Raw genomic sequence first — 25,853 nt, forward strand, 5'->3', positions numbered from 1 at the left:
GCCGCCCCCGCACTCACCCCGGCACGGGCTTCCGGTCGGGGTGAGCCGGGTCCAGCGTGAAAAGACCGCCCTCGGAGGTGCTGACGATCAGGGCACCCCCGTCGAGCAGGACCTGTGACGACTCCTGGCCCAGGTTCTCCGCCCGCTCGGCACGCGGCATGGTCTCCCAGAGCAGCGTGCCCCTGCGGGCGTCGAGGGCGGCGACCCGGCCGCTGGCGGTGGAGAGGTAGACCGTGCGGGCGCGCGGGTCGTGGACGACGCCGGAGGGCTGCTCCAGGCTGGTCCGTGTGGTCCACAGCCGTTCGCCGGTCCGGGCCGACACCGCGGTGAGCCGGCCGGAGGACGAGGCGCTCCAGAGGACGCCGTCCGCGAGGGTCACGTCCCCTTCGAGCTCGTGCGCGAGGCGCGTCGTGGTGGAGCGGCCCGTACCGGTGTCGACCAGCCGGATCCGTGTGTACGCGTCCCGCTGCAGGTCTTCGACCGGGTCGAGCAGGAGGGCGCGCCCCTCGAACATGCCGAGGAGTGCCGACCGGTGGGGCACCTTCGCGGTGTGCGCCGTGCCGTCGGCCCCGTCCAGACTCAGGAGCGTCCGGTTCTCCGCCCCCGTCAGGGCCGGCCCGCACACCAGGGGCAGACCGGACCCGGTGTGCGCCCAGTCGCAGTACTGCCCTTCCGGCAGGGTGGCCGTCCAGCGCGCGGCGCCGGTGCGTGGCGAGCGGGCGACGAGCGTCCGGCCGCCTCTGTCCCCGGGCACGACCACGAGGTCGCCGGAGAGGTGCGGGCTCGCCGGACCGGAGTTCAGCTCGCGGTGCCACAGGCGCTTCCCGGTCAGCCCGTCGAGGGCGCCGACCGAGGGCCGGGGCTCTCCGTCCCGGCCGGGGCGGTACTGCTGCTCGACCACCACCGCGCCGTCCACGACCCCGAGGATCCTGAAGCCGAACGAGCCCTTGCCCGTGACGGACGGCACCCCGTCGGCGCGCCAGACGACCCGCCCGGTGAGCGCGTCGACCCGCATGGGGAGGGTGCCGTCGCCCGCGCAGAAGACGGCTCTCTCGTGCGTCGCGCACCGGGGCGCGTAGTACATGTTCAGGCCGATCACGTCGGAGGCCGTCCGCACACCGCTCGCGGCCGTCGCGTCCACCGTGGTCTGCCACGGCCGCCACCCGGCCGGCAGGGCCGTCCAGCGGGAGGGCGTGGCGACACCGGTGCCCTTCGGGCGGTCGTCGTCCCCGGTGTCCGGGCCGTTGAGCAGATAGGCCGTCAGCCCGAGCGCGAGGACGACGGCGGTCCCGGCCACGGCCCACAGCCGGCGGGCCCGGCCCCGGCGGCGCGCGGGCGGCTCGGCACCGGGCAGGGAGTCGGAGTCGGGCGTTCCGGCGGGCTGGGTGCGGACCAGGGCCAGTTCACCGGCCCGCAGCCGGACCGTTCCGCCCTCGTCGTCGCCGGTCTCCGGCAGGGCGGCGACGAACTCGGCGGCCAGGGTGCCCGGTCGGGGCCGCTCCTCGGGGTTCTTGACCAGGCAGCGTTCCAGGATCGGGCGCAGCGGGTCCGGTACGCCGTCCAGGACGGGGGCGTCGTGGACCACCCGGTACGCCGTGAGATAGGGGCTGTCCGCGTCGAAGGGGCCGCGCCCGGTCGCGGCGAAGACCAGCAGGGCGCCCAGCGAGAAGACGTCGGAGGCCGGGCCCACCGAGCGGGCGTCGGTCAGCTGCTCCGGGGACATGAACGGCGGGGTGCCGATCATCTGGCCGGTCTCGGTGAGGGTGTTGTGGTTCTCGACCGCGCGGGAGATGCCGAAGTCGATGACCCGGGGGCCGTCGTCGGCCATCAGCACGTTGGCGGGCTTGAGGTCGCGGTGGACGACCCCGGCGCGGTGGATCTCCCGGAGCGCCTCGACCAGGCCGAGCGCGAGGCGCCGCAGCTCGGTGCGGGTCAGCGGGCCGCCGTCGCGGATGCGGGCGGCGAGCGAGGGGCCGGGCACGTACTGCGTGGCCATCCAGGGGCGTTCGGCGTCCGGGTCGGCGTCCACGACGGGGGCGGTGAAGACGCCGCTCACCTTGCGGACGGCGGCGATCTCCTGGCGGAAGCGGGTCCGGAAGACGGGGTCCTCGGCGTACTGGGCGTGCACCACCTTCACGGCGACCTCGCGGCCGGACCGGGCTCTGCCCCGGTAGACGGCGCCCATGCCTCCGGCGCCGAGCCGGTCCAGCAGCCGATAGCCACCGACCGACTTCGGGTCGTCCTTGCGCAGCGGCACGCCCGAGCCCCTCCCCCGTGAGCCAGTTCGAGGCCCCAGCATATGTAACGGCACAACGGCGACGGCCGGTTCCCGGACCGGGTGTTCCGGTCCGGGACCCGGCCGTCACGGGTCGAGCGGGTCGAGCGATCCAGCGGATCGAGCGGTCAGACGGACGCGGGCTGCGTCTCGTCCTCGGAGGCGTCCGGCGCGTCCGGCGCCGGCTGCTCGGGCAGGCCCGCCTTCCCGGCCCGCTTCGCCGCCCGCTTCTTCGCCCGGCGCTCCTTGCGCAGTTCGAGCATCGCGTAGAGCGTCGGGACGAGGAGCAGGGTCAGCAGCGTCGACGTGATCAGGCCACCGATGACGACCACGGCCAGCGGCTGGGCGATGAAGCCGCCCTCGCCGGTGACGCCGAGCGCCATCGGGAGCAGGGCGAAGATCGTCGCCAGCGCCGTCATGAGGATCGGGCGCAGCCGGTGCCGGCCGCCCTCGATCACGGCCTCGACGACGCCGTACCCCTGGGACCGGTACTGGTTGATGAGGTCGATCAGCACGATGGCGTTGGTGACCACGATGCCGATCAGCATCAGCATGCCGATCATCGCGGGGACGCCCATCGGGGTGCCGGTCGCGATCAGCAGGCCGATCGCGCCGGTCGCCGCGAACGGGATGGAGACCAGCAGGATCAGCGGCTGCGCGAGCGAGCGGAAGGTCGCCACCAGCAACATGAAGACGATCGCGATCGCCGCCAGCATCGCCAGGCCCAGGTTGGCGAACGCCTCGTCCTGGTCCTGGGAGACACCGCCGATGTCGGCCGTCGCGCCCGCCGGGAGCTTCAGCCCGTCGATCTTCGACTGGAGGTCGGCGCTGACCGCGCCGGTGTTGTCACCGGTCGGCTTGGCGGTGATGGTGGCGGCGCGCTGCCCGTCGATCCGGGTCATCGACACCGGGCCGTCCACGAGCTTCACGTCCGCGATGTCACCCAGCTTCACCGGGCCGAGGCGCAGCTCCCGCAGCTCCTTCAACGTGGTCGCGGGCTCGGCCGACTTGATGACGACGTCCCGTTCGGTGTCGTCGAGGGTGGCCTGCGCCGCGGTGGTGCCGCGGACCGCCTGGGCGACGGCCACGCCGAGGGTCTGCTCGTCGAAGCCGGCCGCGGCCGCCTCGGAGTTGGCCCGCACCGAGATACGCGGCACGCTCTGCGACAGGTCGCTGGTGACGTCGGTGACGTCGTCCAGGCCGGCCACGGCCTTGCGGACCTGCTCGGACGCGGTGCGCAGCACACCGGCGTCGGCCGCCTTGACGACGACACTCAGGTCCTGGGCGCCGAAGCCGTCACCGGCGGAGATGGTGGTCGTGCCGATGCCGTCGAGCTTCTTCAGACCGGACTCGATCCGGCCCTGCACGTCGTCGTAGGACGCGGAGTCCTCCAGCATCACCTGGTACGACGCCTGGTTGGTGTCGGTGCCGCCGCCGAAGGCGGCCATGAATCCGGACGAGCCGATGGTGACCTGGTAGTCCTTGACGCCCTTCGTCTCCGCGAGCAGCTTCTCGACCTTCCTGGCCTGCGCGTCGGTCGCCGCGAGGCTGGTGCCCGGCGCGAGCTCCTGCTTGACGGTGAGGACCTCCTGCTCGCCCTGGTCGAAGAAGTTCGTCTTCAGCAGCGGCGCCATGCCGAACGTGCCGAACAGGACGGCGACGGCGATGAGGACGCTGGTCAGCCGGCGGCGGGTCGCGAACCGCAGGACGGGCACGTAGATCCGCTGCAGACGGCTGCGGGCCTCCTTCTCCTCGGCCGCGCGGCGCGCCTCGTCGGCGTCCTCGGGGGTGCCCTTCGGAGCGCGCAGGAACCAGTACGACAGCACCGGCACGACCGTGAGGGACACCAGCAGCGACGCCAGCAGGGCCGCCGTGACCGTCAGGCTGAACGAGCCGAACAGCTCGCCCACCATGCCGCCGACCAGGCCGATCGGCAGGAAGACGGCCACCGTGGTGAGCGTCGAGGAGGTCACCGCGCCGGCGACCTCGCGGACCGCCTTGAGGATGGCCTCCTCGCGCTCCTCGCCGTAGCCGAGGTGCCGCTTGATGTTCTCCAGGACGACGATGGAGTCGTCGACGACCCGGCCGATCGCGATGGTCAGCGCGCCGAGCGTCAGCATGTTGAGGGAGAGGTCCCGCGTCCACAGCACGATCAGGGCGAGGACGACGGACAGCGGGATGGACACGGCGGTCACCAGCGTCGAGCGGATCGACGCGAGGAAGACCAGGATGACCAGGACCGCGAAGAGCAGGCCGAGCGCCCCCTCGGTGGTCAGCCCGTCGATGGACTTCGCCACGGCGGGGCCCTGGTCGCTGACGACGGTGAGCGTGGCGTCCTTGCCGAGGTCGGCGCGCAGCTTCGGCAGCTTGTCCTGGACGGCGTCGGAGATGGCGACGGCGCTGCCGTCCCGGTCCATCGTGACGGCGACGGCCAGCGACGGCTTGCCGTCGGTGCGGGTGAGGGAGTCGGCGGGGGCCTGCTCCTGTTCGACGGCGGCCACGTCGCCGAGGCGTACGGGCTTGCCCTTGCCGGCGCCGGTGACGCGCAGGTCCTCGATCTGGTCGAGGGAGGTGAAGCCGCCGCCGACCTGGACGGTGCGGTTGGCGCCGCCCTCGTCGAAGGAGCCGGCGGGCAGCGTGGCGCCGCCGGCCCGGAGGGCCTTGGCGAGGTCGGCGGAGGTCAGGCCGGCCTTGGCCAGCTTGCCGTCGTCGGGCGTGACGGCGATCTGGAGGTCGCGCACACCGTCGACGGTGACCTGGCCGACGCCGTCGATCTCCTTGAGGGCGGGCACGAGGGTGCGGTCGAGCCGGTCGGCCAGGGCCTGCTGGTCCTTGCCGGAGGTGACGGCGAGGACGACGGTCGGGATGTCGTCCGTGGAGCCCGCGATGACCTGGGGGTCGACGGAGTCGGGCAGCTGGACGCGGGCCCGGTTGACGGCCTGCTGGACGTCGGCGACGAGCTGCTGGGTGCCGGGGCCGTAGTCGAAGGACGCCATGATCACGGCGTTGCCCTCGGCGGCGGTGGAGGTGACGCCGGTGATGCCGTCGACGGCTTCGAGGCTGTCCTCGATCGGCTCGACGACCTGCTTCTCGACCACGTCCGGCGACGCGCCCTGGTAGGGGGCGATCACGGACACCATGGGCAGTTCGATGGAGGGCAGCAGCTGCTGCTTGAGCTGGGGTATCGCGATCGCGCCGAAGACCAGCGCGATGATCGAGATCAGGCCGATCAGGGCTCGTTGCGCGAGGCTGAATCGGGACAGCCAGGACATGGGTGGAAGGTCTCTCTCCTGTGGGCGGAAGGCGCGGGCGGGCGGGCGCGCCGCGGTGGCGCGGCTCACGGATCGTCGCCCGCCCCTACACCCTGGGCCATCGGGGAGGCCCGTTCCCTAGCCCCCAGGTCCATTTCTCACCGGGCGCCTACTCCCGGCGCAGTACGCGGGCTGGAGTTCACTCCACCCTCGGACGTACCAGCCCGGACTCGTAGGCGATGACGACGAGCTGGGCCCGGTCGCGGGCGCCCAGCTTGGACATGGCCCGGTTGACGTGGGTCTTCACGGTGAGCGGGCTGACCTCCAGCCGCTCGGCGATCTCGTCGTTGGAGTGCCCGCCGGCGACCTGGACCAGCACCTCGCGCTCGCGGACGGTCAGGGCGCCGAGCCGCTCGCCGCGCGCGGGGTCGTGGTCGGCACCGTCGCCGTGGGCGAGGAAGCGGGCGATGAGGCTCTTGGTGGCGGCCGGGGACAGCAGAGCCTCGCCGCCCGCGGCGACCCGGATCGCGGCGAGGAGTTCCTCGGGCTCGGAGCCCTTGCCGAGGAACCCGGAGGCGCCGGCCCGCAGCGACTGCACGACGTAGTCGTCGACCTCGAAGGTGGTCAGTATGACGACGCGGACGTGGGCGAGGTCCGGGTCGGTGCTGATCATGCGGGTGGCGGCGAGGCCGTCGGTGCCGGGCATCCGGATGTCCATGAGGACGACGTCGGCCCGCTCCTGCTTCGCCAGCCGCACCGCCTCCTCGCCGTCGGACGCCTCGCCGACGACCTGCATGTCCGGTTCGGAGTCGACGAGCACCCGGAAGGCGCTGCGCAGCAGGGCCTGGTCGTCGGCGAGCAGGACGCGGATCGGCATACGGCTTCCTCGGCGGGCGCTGGAGGGGGGAGGGACCTGGTGCCACGACAACTGCCGGAGGGCCCCGGCGAGTTCCCGTCGGGCCGTCACACCGCGTCCTCCGTGGCCCGGACGCCGGCCCCGGCCGGCAGGATCGCGTGGACGCGGAACCCGCCGCCGTAGCGGGGCCCGGTGGTGAGGGTGCCGCGCAGGGCGGAGACGCGTTCGCGCATGCCGAGCAGGCCGTGGCCGCCGCCCGCGCTGCCGCCGTCCTGGCCGGAGCCGTCGTCGAGGACGGTGACCTCGATGTTGGGGCCGACGCGGACGACGCTGATCTCGGCCCTGGCGCCCGGCCCCGCGTGCTTCTGCACGTTGGTCAGGGCCTCCTGGATGACGCGGTAGGCGGCGAGGCCGACGGCGGCGGGCAGCGTGGTGTCCTGGTCGGCGCGGGCGACGTCGACCTGGAGTCCGGCGTTGCGGAAGGTGCCGGCGAGTTCGTCGAGGCGGTCCAGGCCGGGCGCGGGTTCGGTGGGGGCCTCGGGGTCGCCGGACTGCCGCAGCAGGCCGACCGTGGCACGCAGTTCGTCGAGGGCGGAGCGGCTGGCCTCCCGTACGTGGGCGAGGGCCTCCTTGGCCTGGTCGGGCCGCTTGTCCATGACGTGGGCGGCGACGCCGGCCTGCACATTGACCAGGGCGATGTGGTGGGCGACCACGTCGTGCAGGTCGCGGGCGATGCGCAGGCGCTCCTCGGCGACGCGGCGGCGGGCCTCCTCCTCGCGGGTGCGCTCGGCCCGCTCGGCGCGCTCGCGGATGGCGGTGACCACCGCGCGGCGGCTGCGCACGGCGTCTCCGGCGGTGGCGCCGATGCCGGTCCAGGCGAAGATGGCCAGGTTCTCCTGGGAGTACCAGGGCAGCGGTCCGGCGAGCATCGCGGAGCCGGTCAGCACGGTGACCGTGAGCAGGCCGATCCGCCAGGTCGTGGAGCGGTCGGTGGTGGAGGCGACGGTGTAGAGCGCGACGACCGCGGCCATGGCGACGGGGGCGCGGGGGTCGCCGGTGGCGAACTCCACGAGGGAGAGCGTGCCGGTCACGGCGAGGACCGTGATGGGGGCGCGGCGGCGCAGCACCAGGGCCGCGGCGGCGAGGGTCATCAGCAGCAGGCTGAGGGCGTCCGGGGTGCGCAGCCCCCAGGTGACGCCGTCCTCGCCGTGCGGGTCCACGAACGAGCCGGCCACCATGCAGGTCAGGACGGCGACGGCCAGCGCCGCGTCCAGGGCGAGGGGGTGCGCGGTGAGGTGCCGGCGCACGCGCGGCCCTGCGGAGCTCGTAACGGGGGCCAACTCGGTTTCCTCGGGTGAGACGTGCCCGGTGTCGTGGGTGCGGCCGCCGGCCCGCACGGGGCGCGCCGGCGGGTCAGCCGGGGATGAGCCCGTCGTCGCTCAGCAGCTCCCGGACCTCCTCCAGGGTGGCGTCCGGGGACGGCAGGATGAGGTCCGAGGGCTCCAGGGAGTCGTCGGGCAGCGGGGTGCCCCGTCCGCGGACGGCGGCGAGCAGGGCGGTGAGGGTGCGGCGGAAGCCGGGGCCGTCGCCGCCCTCCATCTCCTCGAGCAGCTCGTCGTCCAGCTTGTTCAGCTCGGGCAGGTGGCTGTCGGACAGCCGTACCTGCCCCTCACCCATGATCCGGACGATCATGTCGCCCATCTCGGCCTCCTCGGCGTGGGACCCCGGCCGTCCGCTACTGCTTGTCGAAGCGCGGGGTGTCCTGCGGCTGCTGCTGGGACTGCTGCTGCCCGGTACCGCCCTCGATGGCCTGCTGGCCGGCCGAGGGGCCTCCCGCCAGCTCCGCCTTCATGCGCTGCAGCTCCAGCTCTACATCCGTACCACCGGAGAGCCGGTCCAGCTCGGCCTGGATGTCGTCCTTGTGCATGCCGGACTGGTCGTCGAGGGCGCCGGAGGCGAGGAGCTCGTCGATGGCGCCGGCGCGGGCCTGGAGCTGGGCCGTCTTGTCCTCGGCCCGCTGGATCGCCAGGCCTACGTCGCCCATCTCCTCGGAGATGCCGGAGAACGCCTCGCCGATCCGGGTCTGCGCCTGGGCCGCGGTGTAGGTGGCCTTGATGGTCTCCTTCTTGGTGCGGAAGGCGTCCACCTTGGCCTGGAGCCGCTGGGCCGCGAGGGTGAGCTTCTCCTCCTCGCCCTGCAGGGTCGCGTGCTGGGTCTCCAGGTCCGTCACCTGCTGCTGGAGGGCGGCGCGGCGCGAGAGGGCCTCGCGGGCCAGGTCCTCGCGGCCGAGCGCGAGCGCCTTGCGGCCCTGGTCCTCCAGCTTGGACGACTGCTGCTGGAGCTGGTTGAGCTGGAGCTCCAGGCGCTTGCGGGAGGTGGCCACGTCGGCCACGCCCCGGCGCACCTTCTGAAGCAGCTCGAGCTGCTTCTGGTACGAGTAATCGAGGGTTTCGCGCGGGTCCTCGGCCCGGTCAAGGGCCTTGTTCGCCTTCGCGCGGAAGATCATCCCCATACGCTTCATGACACCGCTCATGGGCTTCGCGCGCCCCCTTCTGACGGACTCCAGCTCCAGCACCTGCGACAGAACCCACAGTACGGGCCCTGCATCCATTACCGCACTGTTCGGGGACGGATGCGCTCATCCCCAAGGACGACTGCGTCCACCTCCGCTCCGGCGTGAGGAGTAGGTGACCCCCGGGGTGTCCCCTCGAGGGGCCGTCCACGACGTCCCCTCTGTCCCCGTACGACGTCCGGTGTTGCCGGATCGTTCCCCACGGGGCTGGGGTCCAACCCCGGGCACCCCGTACCCTTGGGTTTTGTGTTCCGTAGCCGTGCCAAGGACGAGAAGGCCCAGGACGCCGACAAGGCGCCGGTGACCGACTCCACTCAGACCCGCCATCCCGAGGCCCCGAAGGGCCGCCCCACGCCCAAGCGGAGTGAGGCCCAGTCGCAGCGTCGCAGCGTGGCCAACACGTCGATGACGCGCAAGGACGCCGCCAAGCGGCAGCGCGAGGAGCGCCGTGCCGCCCTGGAGCGTCAGCGCCAGGCGCTGGCCACGGGCGACGAGCGGTACCTGCCCGCCCGCGACAAGGGCCCGGTCCGCAAGTTCGCGCGTGACTTCATCGACTCGCGCTTCAACATCGCGGAGTTCTTCCTCCCGATGGCCGTGGTCATCCTCGTGCTGAGCATGGTGCGGGTGCCCGCGCTGCAGAACATCGCGCTGCTGCTGTGGCTCATCGTGATCGTGCTGATCGTGCTCGACTCGGTCGTCACGGCCTTCCGCCTGAAGAAGCGGCTCGCCGAGCGCTTCCCCGACGTCAACCGCCGCGGTGCCGTCGCCTACGCGCTGATGCGCTCCCTCCAGATGCGCCGGCTCCGGCTGCCCAAGCCCCAGGTCAAGCGCGGAGAGCGGCCCTGAGCGCTGCCGAATTCTCCGGGGGTGCGGCCGACGCCTGGCTCAGCAAGGTGGGCGGTCTGCGTGACGTCGTACGGCAGGAGCTGGTGGCCCGGCAGCTCGACGAGCAGATAGCGGGGCGGTTCCCCGTCGGCAAGCGGCTGCGGGTGCTCGACGTGGGCATGGGCCAGGGCACGCAGGCGCTGCGGCTGGCCCGCGCCGGGCACCAGGTGACCGGCGTCGAGCGGGACGCGACGATGATCGCGGCGGCCCGCGCCCGGCTGGCCGGTGAGCCCGAGGGCATCCGGGAGCGGGTGCGGATCGTCCAGGGCGACGGGCGCGACACCGGTGTGCACTTCCTGCCGGGCAGCTTCGACGTCGTGCTCTGCCACGGCGTGCTCATGTACGTCGACGAGCCCGATCCGCTGCTGGCCGGGCTGGCGCGGATGCTGGCGCCCGGCGGGCTGCTGTCGCTGCTCGTCCGCAACGGCGACGCACTCGCCCTGCGGCCCGGTCTGGCCGGCGACTGGGAGACGGCGCTGGCCGCCTTCGACACCAGCGCGTACCGCAATCGCCTGGGACTGGACGTCCGGGCGGACCGGCTGTCCGATCTGACGGCGACGCTCGCCGGGATCGGCGCGCCGCTGCACACCTGGTACGGCGTGCGGGTGTGCACGGACACGGCCGCCGACGGGGCGGAGATCCCCGGCGACCTGGACACCCTCCTCGCGGTCGAGGAGCGGGCCGGGCGGACCGACCCGTACCGGGGTGTGGCGGCGCTGCTGCATCTGTGCGGGGTGCGCGGCTGAGCCCGTTCGGGTGCGCTCCACGGGCCGTGCGCACGGGCCGGGGCGAGACTCGGGGCCATGGATGTTCGCCGTCCCCCCGCCCCCCGGCCGTCCGTCGTCGCGGCGGCCGTGCTGCTGAGTGCCGCGCTGCTCCTCGCCGGCTGCTCCGGGTCCTCGTCGCCCCGCGATCCGCGTGACGCGACGAGCCAGGCCGCCGCGCCCCGGGCGAGGACGGCCGCCGACGATCTGCAGGACGGCTATCTGCAGGTGATCCGGAACGTCCTGCCGTCGGTCGTGCAGATCCAGGCCAAACGTGACCTCGGGTCCGGCGTGGTCTACGACGACGAAGGACACATCGTCACCAACGCGCACGTCGTCGGGAACGAGAAGACCTTCCGTGTGACGACCGCGGGCAGCGAGCGGGAGCTGACCGCGCGGCTCGTGGCGTCGTACCCCCCGCAGGACCTCGCCGTCGTCCAGCTGGACGACCCGCCGGACGGGCTGCGGCCGGCCACGTTCGGGGACTCCGCGAAGGTGCGGGTCGGGCAGATCGTGCTGGCCATGGGGTCGCCGCTCGGGCTGTCGTCCAGCGTGACCCAGGGCATCGTCTCGGCGACCGGACGGACGGTCACGGAGGGCGGGGACGACGGCGGGACGGGCGCGACGATCGCCAACATGGTGCAGACGTCGGCGGCCATCAACCCGGGCAACAGCGGCGGCGCCCTGGTCGATCTGGACAGCCAGGTCGTCGGCATCCCGACGCTCGCCGCCGTCGATCCCGGCGCGGGTGGCGCGGCACCGGGCATCGGGTTCGCGATCCCGGCGTCGACGGTACGGAAGATCGCCGATCAGATCATCGAGAACGGCCGGGTCACCGACTCGGGCCGGGCGGCGCTCGGCATCACCGGGCGGACCGTCGTGGACTCCGATCTGGAGCCGGCCGGTGTGGCCGTCGTCGCGGTGCAGTCGGGCGGCGCCGCCGACAAGGCCGGGCTGAAGCCGGGCGACGTCATCACCCGGCTGGGTGACACGGACATCACCACCATCGCGTCGCTGTCGGAGGCGCTGGCCGCCGACGAGCCGGGGGAACGGACGTCGGTGACGTTCACCCGTGAAGGGGACGAGAAGAAGGCGGATGTGACGCTCGGTGAGCAGTGAGGTGAGCGCTGAGGGGTGACGGGGGCGGGGGCGTACGGCCCCCGCCCCGGTCGTGTCACGCCTCGGCGTGCAGGCTCATCGGCCCGTAGATCTCGGTGGCGTCCTCGAAGAGGCGGACCTGGTCCGCGCCGCCCTCCTGAAGTTCCTTCCAGTGCTCGCCGATCCAGGACTCGGCGTCCCCCTGGGTGGTGAACTCCTCGGGCTGCACCGCGGGCTGGACCTCCGCCCCGTCGGCCTTCTCGAACCGCCACGTCCATGCCGCCATCTACGCCTCCAAGGTGTCAGCACGTGCAAAGGGAGAGCCGGAACGAGGTCCGGCTCCTGCGCTGAGCCTAGTCGGCTGCGCGAGACCTGCGGCGACGGGTGAAAATCGGGGCGTGGAACTGACTCTTCTCGGCACCGGCGCCCCCGCGGGACTCCCCCGCCCCGACTGTCCGTGCGCGGCGTGCGCGAGCGCGCTCGGCGAGGAGGCGCGGGCCGCCACCTCGCTCCTCGTGGACGGGACGCTGATGCTCGATCTGACGCCGGGGGCGGCGTTCGCCGCGGCGCGGGCCGGGCGTTCGCTGGGATCCGTACGGCAGGTGCTGCTGACGCATCCGCACAACGGGCCCGCCGTGGAGGTGCCGGCGGGGTTGCCGCAGCCGGGCCGGATGCCGGACGGGCGGGAGCTGGCGCTGCTGACGGGGCATCGGGTGCGGGCGGTCGCCATGGACGCGCCGGGCACCGGCTACGAGGTGACCGGGCCGGACGGGCAGCGCCTGCTGTACCTGCCGCCCGGGTGCGCGCCGGCCGGGCTCGAGGAGGGTGCGGTGGGGCCGTACGACATGGTGGTCGCCGATGTCGTGGGGCGGCCGGACGCGCTGGCGAAGCTGCGGGCGGTGGGGGCGGCCGGGCCGGCCACGGACGTCGTCGCCGTCCATCTGGACCACGACGTGCCGCCGGGGCCCGAGCTGCGGCGGCGGCTGGCGGCGGCGGGGGCGCGGGCGGTGCCGGACGGGACGACGCTGGTGGTGGGCGCGTACGAGCAGGGCGCCGAGGTGCCGCGCGTGCCCCGGCGGACGCTGGTGCTGGGCGGCGCGCGGTCCGGGAAGTCGGTGGAGGCGGAGCGGCGGCTGGAGTCGTTCCCCGACGTGCTGTACGTGGCGACGGGCGGCACGCGGGGCGGGGACACCGAGTGGGCGCAGCGGGTCGCCGCGCACCGGGAGCGGCGGCCGGGGTCCTGGCGGACGACCGAGACCTGCGATCTGGTGCCGCTGCTGGCCGAGGAGGGGGCGCCGCTGCTCGTGGACTGTCTGTCGCTGTGGCTGACGGACGCGATGGACGCGGTGGGGGCGTGGGACGACGCGGTGTGGGCGGACGGTGGGGAGCGGGCGTTGCGGGAACGCGTGCGCTTGCTGGTGGAGGCGGTGCGGGGTGCCCGGCGGACCGTGGTGGCCGTGTCCAACGAGGTGGGGTCGGGGATCGTGCCGGCGACCGCGTCCGGGCGGCGGTACCGGGACGAGTTGGGGCGGCTGAACGCGGCGGTCGCGGGTGAGTGCGAGCAGGTGTTGTTGGTGGTGGCCGGGCAGGTGGTGGTGTTGCGCGGCTGAGGGGGGTGGGTCTTGTTGGCTGGCGGGTGCGGGTGGTAGGCGGCTGGGCGCGCAGTTCCCCGCGCCCCTGAGGGAGCTGCCGGGGACTGTCGGTTTGCGGGTGCGGGTCGTGGGTGGCTGGGCGCGTAGTTCCCCGTGCTCCTGAGGGTGATGGTGGGGGCGGCGCTTTCCTAGGTGACCGTGCCCCTCATGGGGCCTTCGCGATGATTCTGTAGGCGTTCGAGAGGGGGGTGCGGCTGAGGAGGGGGGCCAGGAGGTGGTCCAGGGTCCAGGCCAGGGCCACCAGGGGGAGCCCCAGGCGGTCCAGGGGGGACGGGAGCAGGCGGGACAGGACCAGGGACGTCGTGGCCGCCAGGTCGTACGGGAGGTGGGCGGCGCGGTGGTCCGTGGCGACGACCGTGCAGCCGTGGGCCTCCAGCGTCTCGCGGAGCGCGTCGGCCGGCAGCAGGTGCAGATGGCCGGGGCGGCTGTGCGGGACCCAGGCCGGGCCGAGGAGCCTCGCGAACAGGCAGCGCGGGTTGGGCAGTTCGAGGACGAGGTGGCCGCCGGGCCGCAGGACGGCGAGGGCAGCGCGCAGCTCCGCGAGCGGGTCCGGGGCGTGCTCCAGGTGCCGGAACATGCTGACGACGTCGTAGCGGGCGCGCAGCCGGTCCGTGATGCGGGGGTCCGTCAGATGCCCGACGTGGGCCTCCTCCACGCGCTCGGCGACCCGCGCCCGCAGCACCCGGTGGCCGGCGTCGAGCCCGTCGAAGGCGGTGTAGGGGAAGACCTCCTTGGCCGTCTCGGGGAAGCGGCCGTAGCCGGTGCCCACGTCGAGCCAGCTCTCCGGCTCGGGGAGACCGAGCGCGGCGCGGGCGGCGGCCCGCAGATGGCGGGGGCCGCGTCGGGTGAGCCCGAGGTGGCGGGGGACGAACGTGTGCTCCCGGCACGCGGCGAGGGTGAACGCGCAGGTGGTGTCCGGGCGTTCGGCGGGTGCGGTCGCGGTCATGAGGGGCTCCCGGGCGTGGGCGTACGGCAGGGGCGTACGGCGGAGACGGTGCGAGCATGCCCCGACAATCCACTGCAAAACGGAACGTATGGGATGCCGATGGTGGGTGCAACGACGTCACCCGGGCGTGGTGACCGCGCGGCGCCCGCGCCGGAGCCGACGGGGGGCCGATCTGTTCGAGTGGTGCCGGTACTGTTCGGCGAATGAGCTCGCTTCAACTCGACGACTTCAGTGATCTGATCGAGCGCCCCGACGCGGGGGTGCGCCGTGACGCCGAGGCACGCCGTGAGCGCCAGAGCGTGCCGCCGGGGGCGCTGGGCCGCCTCGACGAGCTGGGCGAGTGGCTGGCCGCCGCCCAGTCCGCGGTGCCGGTGCGGCCGGTCGAACGGCCCAAGGCCGTGCTGTTCGCCGGGGACCACGGGGTCGCCGAGCTCGGCGTGTCGGCGCGCCCGGCGGGCAGCGCCGCGGAGCTGGTGCGGGAGATCCTGGAGGGCGCCCGGCCGGTGTCCGTGCTGGCGCGCCGGCTCGGCGTCCCGGTCCGGGTGGTCGACATGGCCCTGGACTGCGACCCGGGTTCGCTCCCGGAGGACGTCGTACGGCACCGGGTGCGGCGCGGCAGCGGCCGTATCGACGTCGAGGACGCGCTGACGCCGGAGGAGGCCGAGGCGGCGTTCCGGGCGGGGATGGCCGTCGCCGACGAGGAGGCCGACTCCGGTACGGACCTGGTGGTGCTGGGCGACGTGAGCGTCGGCGGGACCACGGCGGCCGGGGTGCTGGTCGCCGCGCTGTGCGGGACGGACGCCTCCGTGGTCACCGGGCGGGGCGGGGTCGCCATCGACGACCTGGCGTGGATGCGCAAGTGCGCCGCGATCCGGGACGCGCTGCGCCGGGCGCGGCCGGTGCTGGGCGACCAGTTGCAGCTGCTGGCGACGGTGGGCGGGGCGGACCTCGCCGCGATCACCGGGTTCCTGCTGCAGAGCGCGGTGCGCAAGCTGCCGGTCGTCCTGGACGGGGTCGTGGTCGCCGCCTGCGCGCTGGTGGGCCAGCGGGTCGCGTTCCGGGCGCCGGACTGGTGGCTGGCCGCGCACGTCAGCGGGGAGCCGGGCCAGGCGAAGGCGCTGGACCGGATGGCTTTGGAACCCCTGCTCGACCACGGTGTCCGGGTCGGCGAGGGCACCGGCGGACTGCTGGCCCTGCCGCTGGTCCAGGCCGCCGCGTCCCTCGCGGCGGAACTGCCGGAGACCCCGGCGAAGACGGCGGACGAGCCGCAGGAGACCGCTGCGGAGTAAGGGCCGGCCGCGCGGCCCCTGCCGAGTGGGGGTCGGCGGGTCGGCGGGTCTGGCCCTGACGTCCGCCGCCGTCGGTGTCATGGGGCTCGCGCGCGTGGTCCGGCAGCGATCCTGGAACCGACCGGCCCTCCGGGACCTCTGGGGCGTACGCGCCGAGGCCCCCTGCGGATCGCCGCGCAGCGTCAGTGGCGTTCCAGGGCTCGGGGCCGCTCCACGTCAGGGGCGCCGCCGAGCCAGTCCTGGAATTTGCGGCTGGGGACGAGCCAGCGTCGGTCGTGGTGGTAGGAGCGCAGCAGGGACTTGGCGCGGGCGCGCGGGCGGCGGCGGTAGAAGCGTTTCGCCCAGGGGGACGTCGGGCGGGCCAGCCGGATGGCGCCGAACAGGGCGACGAACGGGATCACCACGCCGAAGAGGGCCACCTTGGCCTTGCCCTTGAACAGGGCGAGCAGGGCGATCAGGAAGTTCCCGCCGATGGTGCCGAGGACCGTCCCCCGGTTCTGCAACTCCTCGTCGTCGAGTCCGTCGACCCCGAACGGGGCGTAGCCGAGCAGGAGCAGGCCGACGAGCGCGGTCGTGAGCACGACCATCTCGACGCTCTTGCGGCCGTCCTCGGTCCAGTACACGTCGTCCAGGTGCAGGATCAGCGCGAACTCGTCCATCACCAGGCCGGCGCCCACCCCGAAGACGACGGCGGCCAGCGCCGAGCCGAAGCCGTGGTGCCCGCCCGCGACCGCGCAGAAGCCGCCGATCACGGTGAGGATGATCCCCGGGACGACGTGGTGGATGTGGACGGAGCCGCTGCTGATGTTCCGGAAGGGGCCCTTGCCCGCCCGGATGAGGCGGGTGATGACCCGGGTGACGAGGAACGTCACCACGAAGGCGGCCAGGGCCAGGAGCAGGGGGAGCTTCCCCGGTTCGACGATGTTGCGCTGCCACCAGTCACCCATGTCCTCAGTGTGGGCGGGACGGGGGTGGGCTGCCCGGCGGGACGGACGTCCGGGCTACCCTGCGGGCGTGTCCATGACCCCACCGCCCGCGCACGGCCTCCGTTTCGCCTTCGGCACGCTGAGCGTGCTCCCGGTACGGGTGGAGCGCTGGGACCGGGACGCGGCGCGCGGCGGGATGCTGTGCGCCCCGCTGGTGGGGGTGGTGCTGGGGTGCGGTGCGGCGGTCGTGGCCCTGGTGCTGCTGTTCCTGGGCGCCGGTCCGCTGCTCGCGGCCGTCGCGGCGGCCGCCGTACCGGCCGTCCTCACCCGGGGGCTGCATCTGGACGGGCTCGCCGACACCGCGGACGGCCTCGGCAGCGGCAAGCCGGCCGAGGACGCGCTGCGGATCATGAAGCAGTCGGACATCGGGCCGTTCGGTGTGATCACCCTGCTGTTCGTGCTGCTCGCGCAGGTCGCCGCGCTGGCGCGGCTGTACGGCGACTCGTGGGCCCGGGGCGCCCTGGCGACCGTCGTCGCGGCCGTCACCGCCCGGCTCGCGCTCACCCTCGCCGCCCGGGCGGGGGTGCCGCCCGCCCGCCCGGAGGGGCTGGGGGCGGCGGTCGCCGGGGTGGTCCCGGCGCGGGCCGCGGCCGGCGTCGCGGCGGCCGTGACCGTGGTGGCCGCCGCCGCGGGGGCGCTCCTCGGCGCGGACGACGTGGTGCGCACCGGGGTCGCGGTCCTGGCCGCGCTCGGCTGCGCCGAACTGCTGCTGCGGCACTGCGTCCGCCGCTTCGGCGGGGTCACCGGGGACGTCTTCGGCGGCCTCGCGGAGACGGCGGCCACGACCGCGTTCGTCGTGCTGTCACTGGGCTGAGCCCAGGACGGGGGACCGCCGCCCGCCGGCGGACCCGGGCGGGCGGCGGTCCCTCTCACCGTCTACGGCAGCCTCAGCGTCACCGCCGTCTGGAGCAGTTCCGGCGTCGTCCACGCCGAGCGCATCCCCGCGTACGGGGTGCCGAACGCGGCGGTCCCGAGGAGGAGTTGCTTACGGGTGCCCTCCGGGACGGTCACCGGGATCTGCACCCCGGAAGGCGCGCTGATGGTGACCTTGGAGCCGACCCGGTAGGCGGTCACCCGGTTCTGGGAGAGGGCGGCCTGCCAGGCGTCACGGCGTGTGAACTCGGTGCCGATGGCGCTCTGGCGGAGGTTCTCCAGCGGGGTGTTGTCCGCGAACAGGGCGCGGTGGTCGGCGAGCACCTTGTCCAGGACCGGGTAGAGGATGCGGTCCTCGGCCAGGTTGGACTGGTGGACGTAGTGCGGGCGCGGGTCGTTGGAGATGGCGTGTCCGAGGGCGGCCCGGGCCTCCTGCGGCACGATGTGCTCCGCGAACCCGGTCGCGACGTCCAGCGGCTCGTCGAGGCAGGTGGAGGTGGAGCTGGACTCGCAGATGCCGCTGCCGCCGTCGGCCTTCGAGGTGTAGATCCAGTTGTACTCGTCGGCCATCTCCTCCGCGGTGCCCGTGTTGTAGTACACGTTCATCGGGTAGCGGGGGACGGTGAGCGCCGAGCCGACCGGGCGCTGGGCGGACTCGCGGGAGTTGTCCGAGGCGATCCACTTGACCCCGTTGTCGGCGAGGGCGCCGGCCAGGTTGGGGTTGTCGTTCGGCTGCTGCGGGAGGTTCTTCAGGCCCGAGTGCTCGCCGGTGACCAGTTCCGTGCGGTCGAGCGGGAGGCCCTTGGTGACGCCCCAGGTGTGGTTGTCCCGGATCTGCGCGGAGATCTCCGACCGGCTCATGTACTGGACGGAGCCGTTGGCGTTCTTCGCGCAGCTCCACGGCACGGTCGAGGTGTCCTGCACGCAGCCGAGGAACGGGTGCGTGTAGGTGTGGTTGATCCAGCGGTACTGGTTGCGGTCGGCGATGAGCCGCGCGGCGAGCGCGTCGGTGCCGCCGTGCTCGGCCTTCCACTCCTCGCCCGAGCCCGCGTTGTAGACCATGTCCAGCCGGAAGCCGCTCTCGCGCTGCCACTGGGCGGCCCGGACGGCGTCCTGCTCGGTCATCCGGATCGGCGGGGCCTCCTCGCCGCCGCCCCCGACGCAGTCGATGTCCCCGGGCGTGCAGTTGCGCTCGGTGTCCCAGCGGGCGTCGGGCGCGAAGACGTCGTCGACGTGCACGGCGAGGTAGTTGCGGGCCTGGCCGAGGTGGACGCCCTGGGTCAGCCACTCGACGATGCCGCGGGCCAGCAGCCGGAACTGCTGCTGGTACTGGTTGTAGGCGAAGGTGACGACGAGCTGGCGGCGCCCGTCGGCGGCGTACTCGCCGACCAGGCTGCCCCGCCCGGAGCCCCCCGGCACCGGGATGTCGACGTAGCTGGTGAAGCCGGCCCGGGGCCGGGCCGCGTAGCCGTAACTCTCCGGCACGGACGGGTCGTTGTCCTCGAAGGTGAAGGCGCCGGCCAGATAGCCGAAGGCGCCGGCCCGGCCCTGCGCGGTGACCGCGGCCTCCTGCCCGTCGAGGCTGCCCGCCCAGCCGCCCTCGGTGGTGTAGTCGAGGCCGACCTCCGGATGGGCCCAGGTGTAGGCGTCCACCTGCGGGATGCCGAAGGTCCGCTCGAAGTTCTCCAGCGCGGTCTGCTCGGCCGAGCCCGCGCCGAACGGCGCCTCGTGCGGCAGTACGACGCCCTGGTACTTGGCGCGCGGGGTGCCGCCGACGGTGTCGCTCAGGAACGCGGCAGTGACGGACGGGCGGTTCGTGTCGTTCAGGTTCACGGTGGTGTACGGGATGCCGGTGCTCCTCAGCTGTGCCGTGATGGCCTGGACGGCGCTGCCGCCGTCGTCCACCACCAGCACCTTGAGGTCGACGCGCGGCTCGGCCGCGGCCGAGGCACCGGGCACGCCCAGGCCCAGCGCCAGCAGTCCGGCGGCCGCGGACACGGCGGCCGTCTCTCTCCAACGGTGCGCTCTCTGCGCCATGGCGGTCCTTCCCCCCAGAGGATCCCCGGGCGCTCCACGTGGAGGAGCTGCGGAGGATCCATGGAAATCATGCGAAACGGCGAGCGGATCACTCGCCGGAAACCACATGAGTGTGACTCAGCTCACCGGCTTCGGGGATCGGGAAGCGATGCGACGCCACGGACGGGTGAACGACCGTAGGAATGAGCGAACGCTCACGCGAGCGTAGGCTCAGCCGCAGTGTTCGTGCCGTACCGGGGAAGGCCCCGCTGACACCCGCACCGCCAGGTCGGAACTAGGGTCGGCCCTCGGGCCCGGCCGACCCACACCTTTCGGCCACCGCAACTTCACATCGGAAGCGAGAAATCACCACCGTGACTGCTCTGACTCTCAGCACCGCCGCGGCGCCCGGCCTGCGCGCCGACGCGCTCGTGATCGGTGTCGCCAAGGGCTCCGGCTCCAAGGGCGCGGGCCTGGTCGTCGCCCCCGGCGCCGAGGCCGTGGACCAGGCGTACGACGGCAAGCTCGCCGGCATCCTGGAGACCCTCGGCGCCTCCGGCTCCGAGGGCGAGGTGACGAAGCTCCCCGCCCCGTCCGGCTTCAAGACCCCGGTCGTCGTGGCCGTCGGCCTCGGCACCCTGCCCGAGGACGAGGAGGCCGGCTTCGACGGCGAGGCCCTGCGCAAGGCGGCCGGTGTGGCCGCGCGCGCCCTGACCGGCTCCAAGAAGGCCGCGTTCGCGCTGCCGCTGGCCGACGCCGCCGACCTCGGCGCGATCGCCGAGGGCGTCCTGCTGGGCGCCTACTCCTTCGACACGTACAAGGACGGCTCCGGGGACCGCAAGAACGGCAAGGCGCCCCTCGCCGAGGCCGCGCTGCTCGGCGCCAAGCCCCGCGACAAGGCGCACAAGGCCGCCCTGGAGCGCGCCACGGCCGTCTCCGAGGAGCTGAACCGCGCCCGCGACCTCATCAACACCCCGCCGAACGACCTCAACCCCGAGTCGTTCGCCGCGATCGCCACGGCGGCCGCCAAGGAGCACGGCATCAAGGTGCAGGTGCTCGACGAGAAGGCGCTCGCCAAGGGCGGCTACGGCGGCATCCTGGGCGTCGGCGCCGGTTCCGCCTCCGGCCCGCGCCTGGTGAAGCTGACGTACACGCACTCGCGCAACGCCAAGCACCTCGCGCTCGTCGGCAAGGGCATCACCTACGACTCGGGCGGCATCTCGCTGAAGCCGGCCGGTCACAACGAGACGATGAAGTGCGACATGAGCGGTGCCGCCGCCGTGTTCGCCGCGGTCGTCGCCGCCGCGCGGCTCGGCCTGGAGGTCAACGTCACCGGCTGGCTGGCGCTGGCCGAGAACATGCCCTCCGGCTCCGCCACCCGTCCCGGTGACGTGCTGCGCATGTTCAGCGGCAAGACCGTCGAGGTCCTCAACACCGACGCCGAGGGCCGGCTGGTCCTGGCCGACGCGCTGTGGGCGGCCTCCCAGGAGAAGCCGGACGCCATCGTCGACGTGGCGACGCTGACCGGCGCGATGGTGCTGGCGCTCGGCAACCGCACCTTCGGCGTGATGGCCAACGACGACGCGTTCCGCGCCGCCGTCGTGGAGGCCGCCGAGGAGGTCGGCGAGCCGTCCTGGCCGATGCCGCTGCCGGAGCACCTGCGCAAGGGCATGGACTCCCCGACCGCCGACATCGCCAACATGGGCGAGCGGATGGGCGGCGGCCTGGTCGCCGGTCTCTTCCTGCGCGAGTTCGTGGGCGAGGGCATCACCTGGGCGCACCTCGACATCGCGGGCCCGGCGTTCAACGAGGGCGGCCCGTTCGGGTACACCCCCAAGGGCGGCACGGGCTCCGCGGTGCGGACGCTGGTGCGGCTGGCCGAGCTGACGGCCGCGGGCGACCTGGGCTGACACCCGGTTCGCCGCCGACGGGGCCTCGCACGCGGGTAGGGCGAGGCCCCGTCGCCGTCCGGTCGGGAAGCCGCCGGACGGCGCCGAGTGGGACGTCTCACACACAGGCCCGGCGTCTCGTTCGGTGTGGACAAGTGCGAAGATGGGGCTCGGCAGGACAGGGCCCCACCAAGGGCCGAAAGAACGAGCGGCCGGACACCAGCCGCCGACCGGTCACTGGAGACCGGCGTGGCGCACATGCATGGAGGACGTGACGTGGCGAACGACGCCAGCACCGTTTTCGACCTAGTGATCCTCGGCGGTGGTAGTGGCGGTTACGCCGCGGCCCTGCGCGGAGCGCAGCTGGGCCTGGACGTCGCCCTGATCGAGAAGGACAAGGTCGGCGGCACCTGCCTGCACCGGGGATGCATCCCCACCAAGGCCCTGCTGCATGCGGGCGAGATCGCCGACCAGGCCCGCGAGAGCGCGCAGTTCGGTGTGAAGGCCACCTTCGAGGGCATCGACATCGCCGGTGTCCACAAGTACAAGGACGGCGTGATCGCCGGTCTGTACAAGGGGCTCCAGGGCCTCGTGGCCTCCCGCAAGGTGACGTACATCGAGGGTGAGGGCCGGCTGTCCTCCCCCACCTCCGTCGACGTGAACGGGCAGCGGGTCCAGGGCCGCCACGTGCTGCTCGCGACCGGTTCCGTGCCGAAGTCGCTGCCGGGCCTGGACATCGACGGCGACCGGATCATCTCCTCGGACCACGCCCTCGTCCTGGACCGCGTGCCGAAGTCCGCGATCATCCTGGGCGGCGGCGTCATCGGCGTCGAGTTCGCCTCGGCGTGGAAGTCGTTCGGCGCCGACGTCACCGTCATCGAGGGCCTCAAGCACCTCGTCCCGGTCGAGGACGAGAACAGCTCCAAGCTCCTGGAGCGCGCCTTCCGCAAGCGCGGCATCAAGTTCAACCTGGGCACCTTCTTCCAGAAGGCCGAGTACACCCAGGACGGCGTCAAGGTCACCCTCGCCGACGGCAAGGAGTTCGAGGCCGAGGTGCTGCTGGTCGCCGTCGGCCGCGGCCCGGTCTCGCAGGGCCTCGGCTACGAGGAGCAGGGCGTCGCGATGGACCGCGGCTACGTCCTCGTCGACGAGTACATGCGCACCAACGTGCCGACCATCTCCGCCGTCGGTGACCTCGTCCCGACCCTCCAGCTCGCGCACGTCGGCTTCGCCGAGGGCATCCTGGTGGCCGAGCGGCTGGCCGGTCTGAAGACCGTCCCGATCGACTACGACGGTGTCCCCCGCGTGACCTACTGCCACCCCGAGGTCGCCTCCGTCGGCATCACCGAGGCCAAGGCCAAGGAGATCTACGGCGCGGACAAGGTCGTCGCCCTGAAGTACAACCTCGCGGGCAACGGCAAGAGCAAGATCCTGAACACCGCGGGCGAGATCAAGCTCGTCCAGGTCAAGGACGGCGCCGTGGTCGGCGTCCACATGGTCGGCGACCGTATGGGCGAGCAGGTCGGCGAGGCCCAGCTGATCTACAACTGGGAGGCGCTGCCGGCCGAGGTCGCCCAGCTCATCCACGCCCACCCGACGCAGAACGAGGCGCTCGGCGAGGCCCACCTGGCGCTGGCGGGCAAGCCGCTGCACGCGCACGACTGACCCTCGGCCGACGAAGCGACTCCGCGTCCCAGCGACGCCCACAGACTTCCGCAATTCGTAAGGAGCAACCGAAACCATGGCGGTTTCCGTAACCCTTCCGGCGCTCGGCGAGAGCGTCACCGAGGGCACTGTCACCCGCTGGCTGAAGGCCGAGGGTGAGCGCGTCGAGGCCGACGAGCCGCTGCTCGAGGTCTCCACCGACAAGGTCGACACCGAGATCCCCTCCCCCGCGTCCGGCGTGCTGTCCTCCATCAAGGTCGCCGAGGACGAGACCGTCGAGGTCGGCGCCGAGCTGGCCGTGATCGACGACGGCAGCGGTGCCCCGGCCGCCGCCCCGGCCCCGGCCGCCGAGCCCGAGCCCGAGCCCGCCGCGGCTCCGGAGCCGGCCGCCGCCGCGCCGTCCACCGAGCAGGCCGCCCCGGCGCCCGCCCCGACCGCCGAGGCCGCGTCCGGCGGCGGCTCCGCCGAGGGCACGGACGTCGTCCTGCCCGCGCTCGGCGAGTCCGTCACCGAGGGCACCGTCACCCGCTGGCTGAAGTCGGTCGGTGACTCCGTCGAGGCCGACGAGCCGCTGCTCGAGGTCTCCACGGACAAGGTCGACACCGAGATCCCCGCCCCCGCGTCCGGCACCCTGCTGGAGATCGTGGTCGGCGAGGACGAGACGGCCGAGGTCGGCGCCAAGCTCGCCGTCATCGGTGCCGCGGGTGCCGCTCCGGCGGCCGCCCCGGCGCAGGAGGCCCCGGCCCCCGCCGCCGCCCCGGCTCCGGCCCAGCCCGCCGCGCCCGCCCCGGCCCCCGCCGCTCCGGCCGCGCCCGCCGCCGCAGCCCCGGCTCCGGCCCAGCCCGCCGCCCCGGCCCCCGCTCCGGCGGCACCGGCCCCGGCCCCGGCCGCTCCGGCTCCGGCGAAGGCCCCCGCGGCTCCCGCCGCCCAGGCGACCGACGAGGGCGCCTACGTCACCCCGCTGGTGCGCAAGCTCGCCGCCGAGCATGGCGTCGACCTGGGCTCCGTCAAGGGCACCGGCGTCGGCGGCCGTATCCGCAAGCAGGACGTCATCGCCGCCGCCGAGGCCGCGAAGGCCGCCGCGGCCGCTCCGGCGCCCGCCGCCGCTGCCGCCCCGGCCGCCAAGAAGGCGCCGACCCTGGAGGCCTCCCCCCTCCGCGGCCAGACCGTCAAGATGCCGCGCATCCGCAAGGTCATCGGCGACAACATGGTCAAGGCGCTGCACGAGCAGGCGCAGCTGTCCTCGGTCGTCGAGGTCGACGTCACCCGCCTGATGCGCCTGCGCGCCCAGGCCAAGGACTCCTTCGCCGCGCGCGAGGGCGTCAAGCTCTCCCCGATGCCGTTCTTCGTCAAGGCGGCGGCCCAGGCGCTGAAGGCCCACCCGGTCATCAACGCCAAGATCAACGAGGCCGAGGGCACGATCACCTACTTCGACACCGAGAACGTCGGTATCGCGGTGGACTCCGAGAAGGGCCTGATGACCCCGGTCATCAAGCACGCCGGCGACCTCAACATCGCGGGCATCGCCAAGGCCACGGCGGAGCTGGCGGGCAAGGTCCGCGGCAACAAGATCACGCCCGACGAGCTGTCCGGGGCGACCTTCACCATCTCCAACACCGGTTCGCGCGGTGCGCTCTTCGACACGATCATCGTGCCGCCGGGCCAGGTCGCGATCCTCGGCATCGGTGCCACGGTCAAGCGCCCGGCGGTCATCGAGACCGAGGAGGGCACGGTCATCGGCGTCCGCGACATGACGTACCTGACCCTGTCCTACGACCACCGCCTGGTGGACGGCGCCGACGCGGCCCGTTACCTGACGGCGGTCAAGGCGATCCTCGAGGCCGGCGAGTTCGAGGTCGAGCTCGGCCTCTGATCGACCGGGTCTCACCCGACGGCGCCCCGCCCGGACTGTTCCGGGCGGGGCGCCGCTGCGTGGCGGCCCGGAGGGGCGCGGGGAACCGCGCGACCAGCCACGACGAACCGGCGTCCGCCCGACGACACCGGGACCCGAGCTCGATGGCGCCCCCACCACCACTCCGTGTGCGCCTCGTCTCACCTGCACCAAAGCACCGCCGTCGGTCCTCCCCGCGGAGCGCAACCGCCGTATTGTCTAAACGTCAACGCGCCCTAAGGAGCTCTCATGACCGCCCCCGTCATCCACTCGCTGCGCGAACAGATCCGCGAGCACATCCTCGAGGGGATCATCAGCGGGCGCTGGCAGCCGGGCGAGCGGATCGTCGAGCGGCGCATCGCCACCGAGCTGGAGGTCAGCCAGACCCCGGTCCGTGAGGCCCTGCGCGAGCTGGAGTCGCTGCGGCTGATCGAGTCCGCCCCCAACAAGGGCGTCCGGGTGCGGAACCTGACCGCGGGCGACCTGGAGGAGAGCTACCCCGTCCGGGCCGGCCTCGAGGCCATCGCCGCCGAGCTGGCCGCGGACACCCTCGCCGAGGACTGCTCCGCGCTGGAACCGCACGTGGCGGCGCTGTACGAGGCCGACCGGGACGCCGACGGCACCGGCCAGGTGCGGCACACGGTGGGCTTCCACCGCGAGCTGGTGCGGGCCGCGGGCAACTCGGTGCTGCTGCACACCTGGGAGGGTCTCGGCATCGAGGTCTTCACGGCGCTGTCCATCCGCTGGCTCGGCACCGTTCAGCAGTCGTACGCGGAGGAGCACGAGGAGCTGGTCCAGGCGTTCCGCCGGCGGGACCCGAGGATCGCGGAACTGGTGAAGGCGCACGTCCTCGGCTGCGCCCCGCGGGCCTGATCGACAGGCGAGCGTCACCCCGCTCACCTGCGGAAACCCTTCGAGAACACGGCACCGGGTGCCATCCACCGA

The 25,853-nt window shown here is 73.4% G+C and carries 20 protein-coding genes; 10 read left to right on the forward strand and 10 right to left on the reverse strand.

Annotated features, from left to right (window positions below; genetic code table 11):
* Positions 1–13: 13 nt before the first annotated feature.
* From F8R89_RS10085 to F8R89_RS10110, 6 genes are all read right to left on the reverse strand, one after another.
* Positions 14–2,257: a protein kinase domain-containing protein gene (locus F8R89_RS10085; protein ID WP_151783656.1), complete on the reverse strand. Its 2,244-nt coding sequence runs from the start codon at positions 2,255–2,257 to the stop codon at positions 14–16.
* Between the two features lie 146 nt (positions 2,258–2,403).
* Positions 2,404–5,547: an efflux RND transporter permease subunit gene (locus F8R89_RS10090; RefSeq protein WP_151783657.1), complete on the reverse strand. Its 3,144-nt coding sequence runs from the start codon at positions 5,545–5,547 to the stop codon at positions 2,404–2,406.
* A 178-nt stretch (positions 5,548–5,725) separates the two neighbouring features.
* A complete protein-coding gene (locus F8R89_RS10095) occupies positions 5,726–6,403 on the reverse strand; it encodes a response regulator (protein WP_151783658.1) in 678 nt (225 codons plus the stop codon).
* An 86-nt stretch (positions 6,404–6,489) separates the two neighbouring features.
* The gene (locus F8R89_RS10100; RefSeq protein WP_225994355.1) at positions 6,490–7,689 is read right to left on the reverse strand and encodes a sensor histidine kinase; all 1,200 of its coding nucleotides are present in this window, start codon (positions 7,687–7,689) and stop codon (positions 6,490–6,492) included.
* A gap of 106 nt (positions 7,690–7,795) precedes the next feature.
* Positions 7,796–8,074 carry a PspA-associated protein PspAA gene (gene pspAA, locus F8R89_RS10105; RefSeq protein ID WP_151788053.1) on the reverse strand — a complete coding sequence of 93 codons (279 nt, stop codon included), beginning with the start codon at positions 8,072–8,074 and terminating at the stop codon, positions 7,796–7,798.
* A gap of 43 nt (positions 8,075–8,117) precedes the next feature.
* On the reverse strand, positions 8,118–8,903 hold the full coding sequence (locus F8R89_RS10110; RefSeq protein WP_264158881.1) for a PspA/IM30 family protein: 786 nt from the start codon (positions 8,901–8,903) through the stop codon (positions 8,118–8,120).
* Between the two features lie 258 nt (positions 8,904–9,161).
* Between F8R89_RS10110 and F8R89_RS10115 the strand changes: the two genes are divergently transcribed.
* The 3 genes from F8R89_RS10115 (at position 9,162) to F8R89_RS10125 (ending at position 11,722) form a co-directional block, all read left to right on the forward strand.
* A complete protein-coding gene (locus tag F8R89_RS10115; RefSeq protein ID WP_151783660.1) occupies positions 9,162–9,800 on the forward strand; it encodes a DUF3043 domain-containing protein in 639 nt (212 codons plus the stop codon).
* Between the two features lie 83 nt (positions 9,801–9,883).
* A complete protein-coding gene (locus tag F8R89_RS10120) occupies positions 9,884–10,585 on the forward strand; it encodes a class I SAM-dependent methyltransferase (RefSeq protein ID WP_151788054.1) in 702 nt (233 codons plus the stop codon).
* Positions 10,586–10,642: 57 nt separating this feature from the next.
* On the forward strand, positions 10,643–11,722 hold the full coding sequence (locus tag F8R89_RS10125; RefSeq protein ID WP_151783661.1) for a S1C family serine protease: 1,080 nt from the start codon (positions 10,643–10,645) through the stop codon (positions 11,720–11,722).
* Between the two features lie 55 nt (positions 11,723–11,777).
* On the opposite strand, the gene F8R89_RS10130 is transcribed toward F8R89_RS10125, so the two are convergent.
* The gene (locus F8R89_RS10130) at positions 11,778–11,987 is read right to left on the reverse strand and encodes a hypothetical protein (protein ID WP_062667600.1); all 210 of its coding nucleotides are present in this window, start codon (positions 11,985–11,987) and stop codon (positions 11,778–11,780) included.
* A gap of 112 nt (positions 11,988–12,099) precedes the next feature.
* Between F8R89_RS10130 and F8R89_RS10135 the strand changes: the two genes are divergently transcribed.
* Positions 12,100–13,311, forward strand: a complete 1,212-nt coding sequence (locus F8R89_RS10135; RefSeq protein ID WP_192806084.1) for a bifunctional adenosylcobinamide kinase/adenosylcobinamide-phosphate guanylyltransferase — start codon at positions 12,100–12,102, stop codon at positions 13,309–13,311.
* A gap of 187 nt (positions 13,312–13,498) precedes the next feature.
* On the opposite strand, the gene F8R89_RS10140 is transcribed toward F8R89_RS10135, so the two are convergent.
* Entirely contained in the window at positions 13,499–14,299 is an 801-nt protein-coding gene (locus tag F8R89_RS10140) for a class I SAM-dependent methyltransferase (RefSeq protein WP_151783662.1), read from the reverse strand.
* A 203-nt stretch (positions 14,300–14,502) separates the two neighbouring features.
* Here F8R89_RS10140 and cobT point away from each other — a divergent pair, with 203 nt between their 5' ends.
* The gene (cobT, locus tag F8R89_RS10145; protein WP_151783663.1) at positions 14,503–15,588 is read left to right on the forward strand and encodes a nicotinate-nucleotide--dimethylbenzimidazole phosphoribosyltransferase; all 1,086 of its coding nucleotides are present in this window, start codon (positions 14,503–14,505) and stop codon (positions 15,586–15,588) included.
* Positions 15,589–15,770: 182 nt separating this feature from the next.
* On the opposite strand, the gene F8R89_RS10150 is transcribed toward cobT, so the two are convergent.
* Positions 15,771–16,535: a hypothetical protein gene (locus F8R89_RS10150; RefSeq protein ID WP_151783664.1), complete on the reverse strand. Its 765-nt coding sequence runs from the start codon at positions 16,533–16,535 to the stop codon at positions 15,771–15,773.
* Positions 16,536–16,608: 73 nt separating this feature from the next.
* Between F8R89_RS10150 and F8R89_RS10155 the strand changes: the two genes are divergently transcribed.
* Positions 16,609–17,388, forward strand: a complete 780-nt coding sequence (locus tag F8R89_RS10155; protein WP_192806352.1) for an adenosylcobinamide-GDP ribazoletransferase — start codon at positions 16,609–16,611, stop codon at positions 17,386–17,388.
* A gap of 62 nt (positions 17,389–17,450) precedes the next feature.
* Here F8R89_RS10155 and F8R89_RS10160 read toward each other — a convergent pair whose 3' ends face one another.
* On the reverse strand, positions 17,451–19,484 hold the full coding sequence (locus tag F8R89_RS10160; RefSeq protein WP_151783666.1) for a hypothetical protein: 2,034 nt from the start codon (positions 19,482–19,484) through the stop codon (positions 17,451–17,453).
* Positions 19,485–19,837: 353 nt separating this feature from the next.
* Here F8R89_RS10160 and F8R89_RS10165 point away from each other — a divergent pair, with 353 nt between their 5' ends.
* The 4 genes from F8R89_RS10165 (at position 19,838) to F8R89_RS10180 (ending at position 25,781) form a co-directional block, all read left to right on the forward strand.
* Positions 19,838–21,373: a leucyl aminopeptidase gene (locus F8R89_RS10165; protein WP_151783667.1), complete on the forward strand. Its 1,536-nt coding sequence runs from the start codon at positions 19,838–19,840 to the stop codon at positions 21,371–21,373.
* A 255-nt stretch (positions 21,374–21,628) separates the two neighbouring features.
* The gene (gene lpdA / locus F8R89_RS10170; protein WP_062667585.1) at positions 21,629–23,017 is read left to right on the forward strand and encodes a dihydrolipoyl dehydrogenase; all 1,389 of its coding nucleotides are present in this window, start codon (positions 21,629–21,631) and stop codon (positions 23,015–23,017) included.
* A gap of 76 nt (positions 23,018–23,093) precedes the next feature.
* On the forward strand, positions 23,094–24,890 hold the full coding sequence (gene sucB / locus F8R89_RS10175) for a 2-oxoglutarate dehydrogenase, E2 component, dihydrolipoamide succinyltransferase (RefSeq protein ID WP_151783668.1): 1,797 nt from the start codon (positions 23,094–23,096) through the stop codon (positions 24,888–24,890).
* Between the two features lie 267 nt (positions 24,891–25,157).
* On the forward strand, positions 25,158–25,781 hold the full coding sequence (locus F8R89_RS10180) for a GntR family transcriptional regulator (RefSeq protein WP_062667580.1): 624 nt from the start codon (positions 25,158–25,160) through the stop codon (positions 25,779–25,781).
* Positions 25,782–25,853: the final 72 nt, after the last annotated feature.

Origin of the sequence: Streptomyces sp. SS1-1, from assembly GCF_008973465.1 — a bacterium.
Taxonomy (GTDB): Bacteria; Actinomycetota; Actinomycetes; order Streptomycetales; family Streptomycetaceae; genus Streptomyces.

What these genes read in the sequence shown, in the direction of transcription:
- F8R89_RS10090 (WP_151783657.1), bottom strand. Translation starts at nt 5,547, where the DNA reads ATGTCCTGGCTGTCCCGATTCAGCCTCGCGCAACGAGCCCTGATCGGC.
- F8R89_RS10095 (WP_151783658.1), bottom strand. Translation starts at nt 6,403, where the DNA reads ATGCCGATCCGCGTCCTGCTCGCCGACGACCAGGCCCTGCTGCGCAGC.
- pspAA (WP_151788053.1), bottom strand. Translation starts at nt 8,074, where the DNA reads ATGATCGTCCGGATCATGGGTGAGGGGCAGGTACGGCTGTCCGACAGC.
- F8R89_RS10110 (WP_264158881.1), bottom strand. Translation starts at nt 8,903, where the DNA reads ATGAAGCGTATGGGGATGATCTTCCGCGCGAAGGCGAACAAGGCCCTT.
- F8R89_RS10125 (WP_151783661.1), top strand. Translation starts at nt 10,643, where the DNA reads ATGGATGTTCGCCGTCCCCCCGCCCCCCGGCCGTCCGTCGTCGCGGCG.
- F8R89_RS10130 (WP_062667600.1), bottom strand. Translation starts at nt 11,987, where the DNA reads ATGGCGGCATGGACGTGGCGGTTCGAGAAGGCCGACGGGGCGGAGGTC.
- F8R89_RS10140 (WP_151783662.1), bottom strand. Translation starts at nt 14,299, where the DNA reads ATGACCGCGACCGCACCCGCCGAACGCCCGGACACCACCTGCGCGTTC.
- cobT (WP_151783663.1), top strand. Translation starts at nt 14,503, where the DNA reads ATGAGCTCGCTTCAACTCGACGACTTCAGTGATCTGATCGAGCGCCCC.
- F8R89_RS10150 (WP_151783664.1), bottom strand. Translation starts at nt 16,535, where the DNA reads ATGGGTGACTGGTGGCAGCGCAACATCGTCGAACCGGGGAAGCTCCCC.
- F8R89_RS10155 (WP_192806352.1), top strand. Translation starts at nt 16,609, where the DNA reads ATGACCCCACCGCCCGCGCACGGCCTCCGTTTCGCCTTCGGCACGCTG.
- F8R89_RS10160 (WP_151783666.1), bottom strand. Translation starts at nt 19,484, where the DNA reads ATGGCGCAGAGAGCGCACCGTTGGAGAGAGACGGCCGCCGTGTCCGCG.
- sucB (WP_151783668.1), top strand. Translation starts at nt 23,094, where the DNA reads ATGGCGGTTTCCGTAACCCTTCCGGCGCTCGGCGAGAGCGTCACCGAG.
- F8R89_RS10180 (WP_062667580.1), top strand. Translation starts at nt 25,158, where the DNA reads ATGACCGCCCCCGTCATCCACTCGCTGCGCGAACAGATCCGCGAGCAC.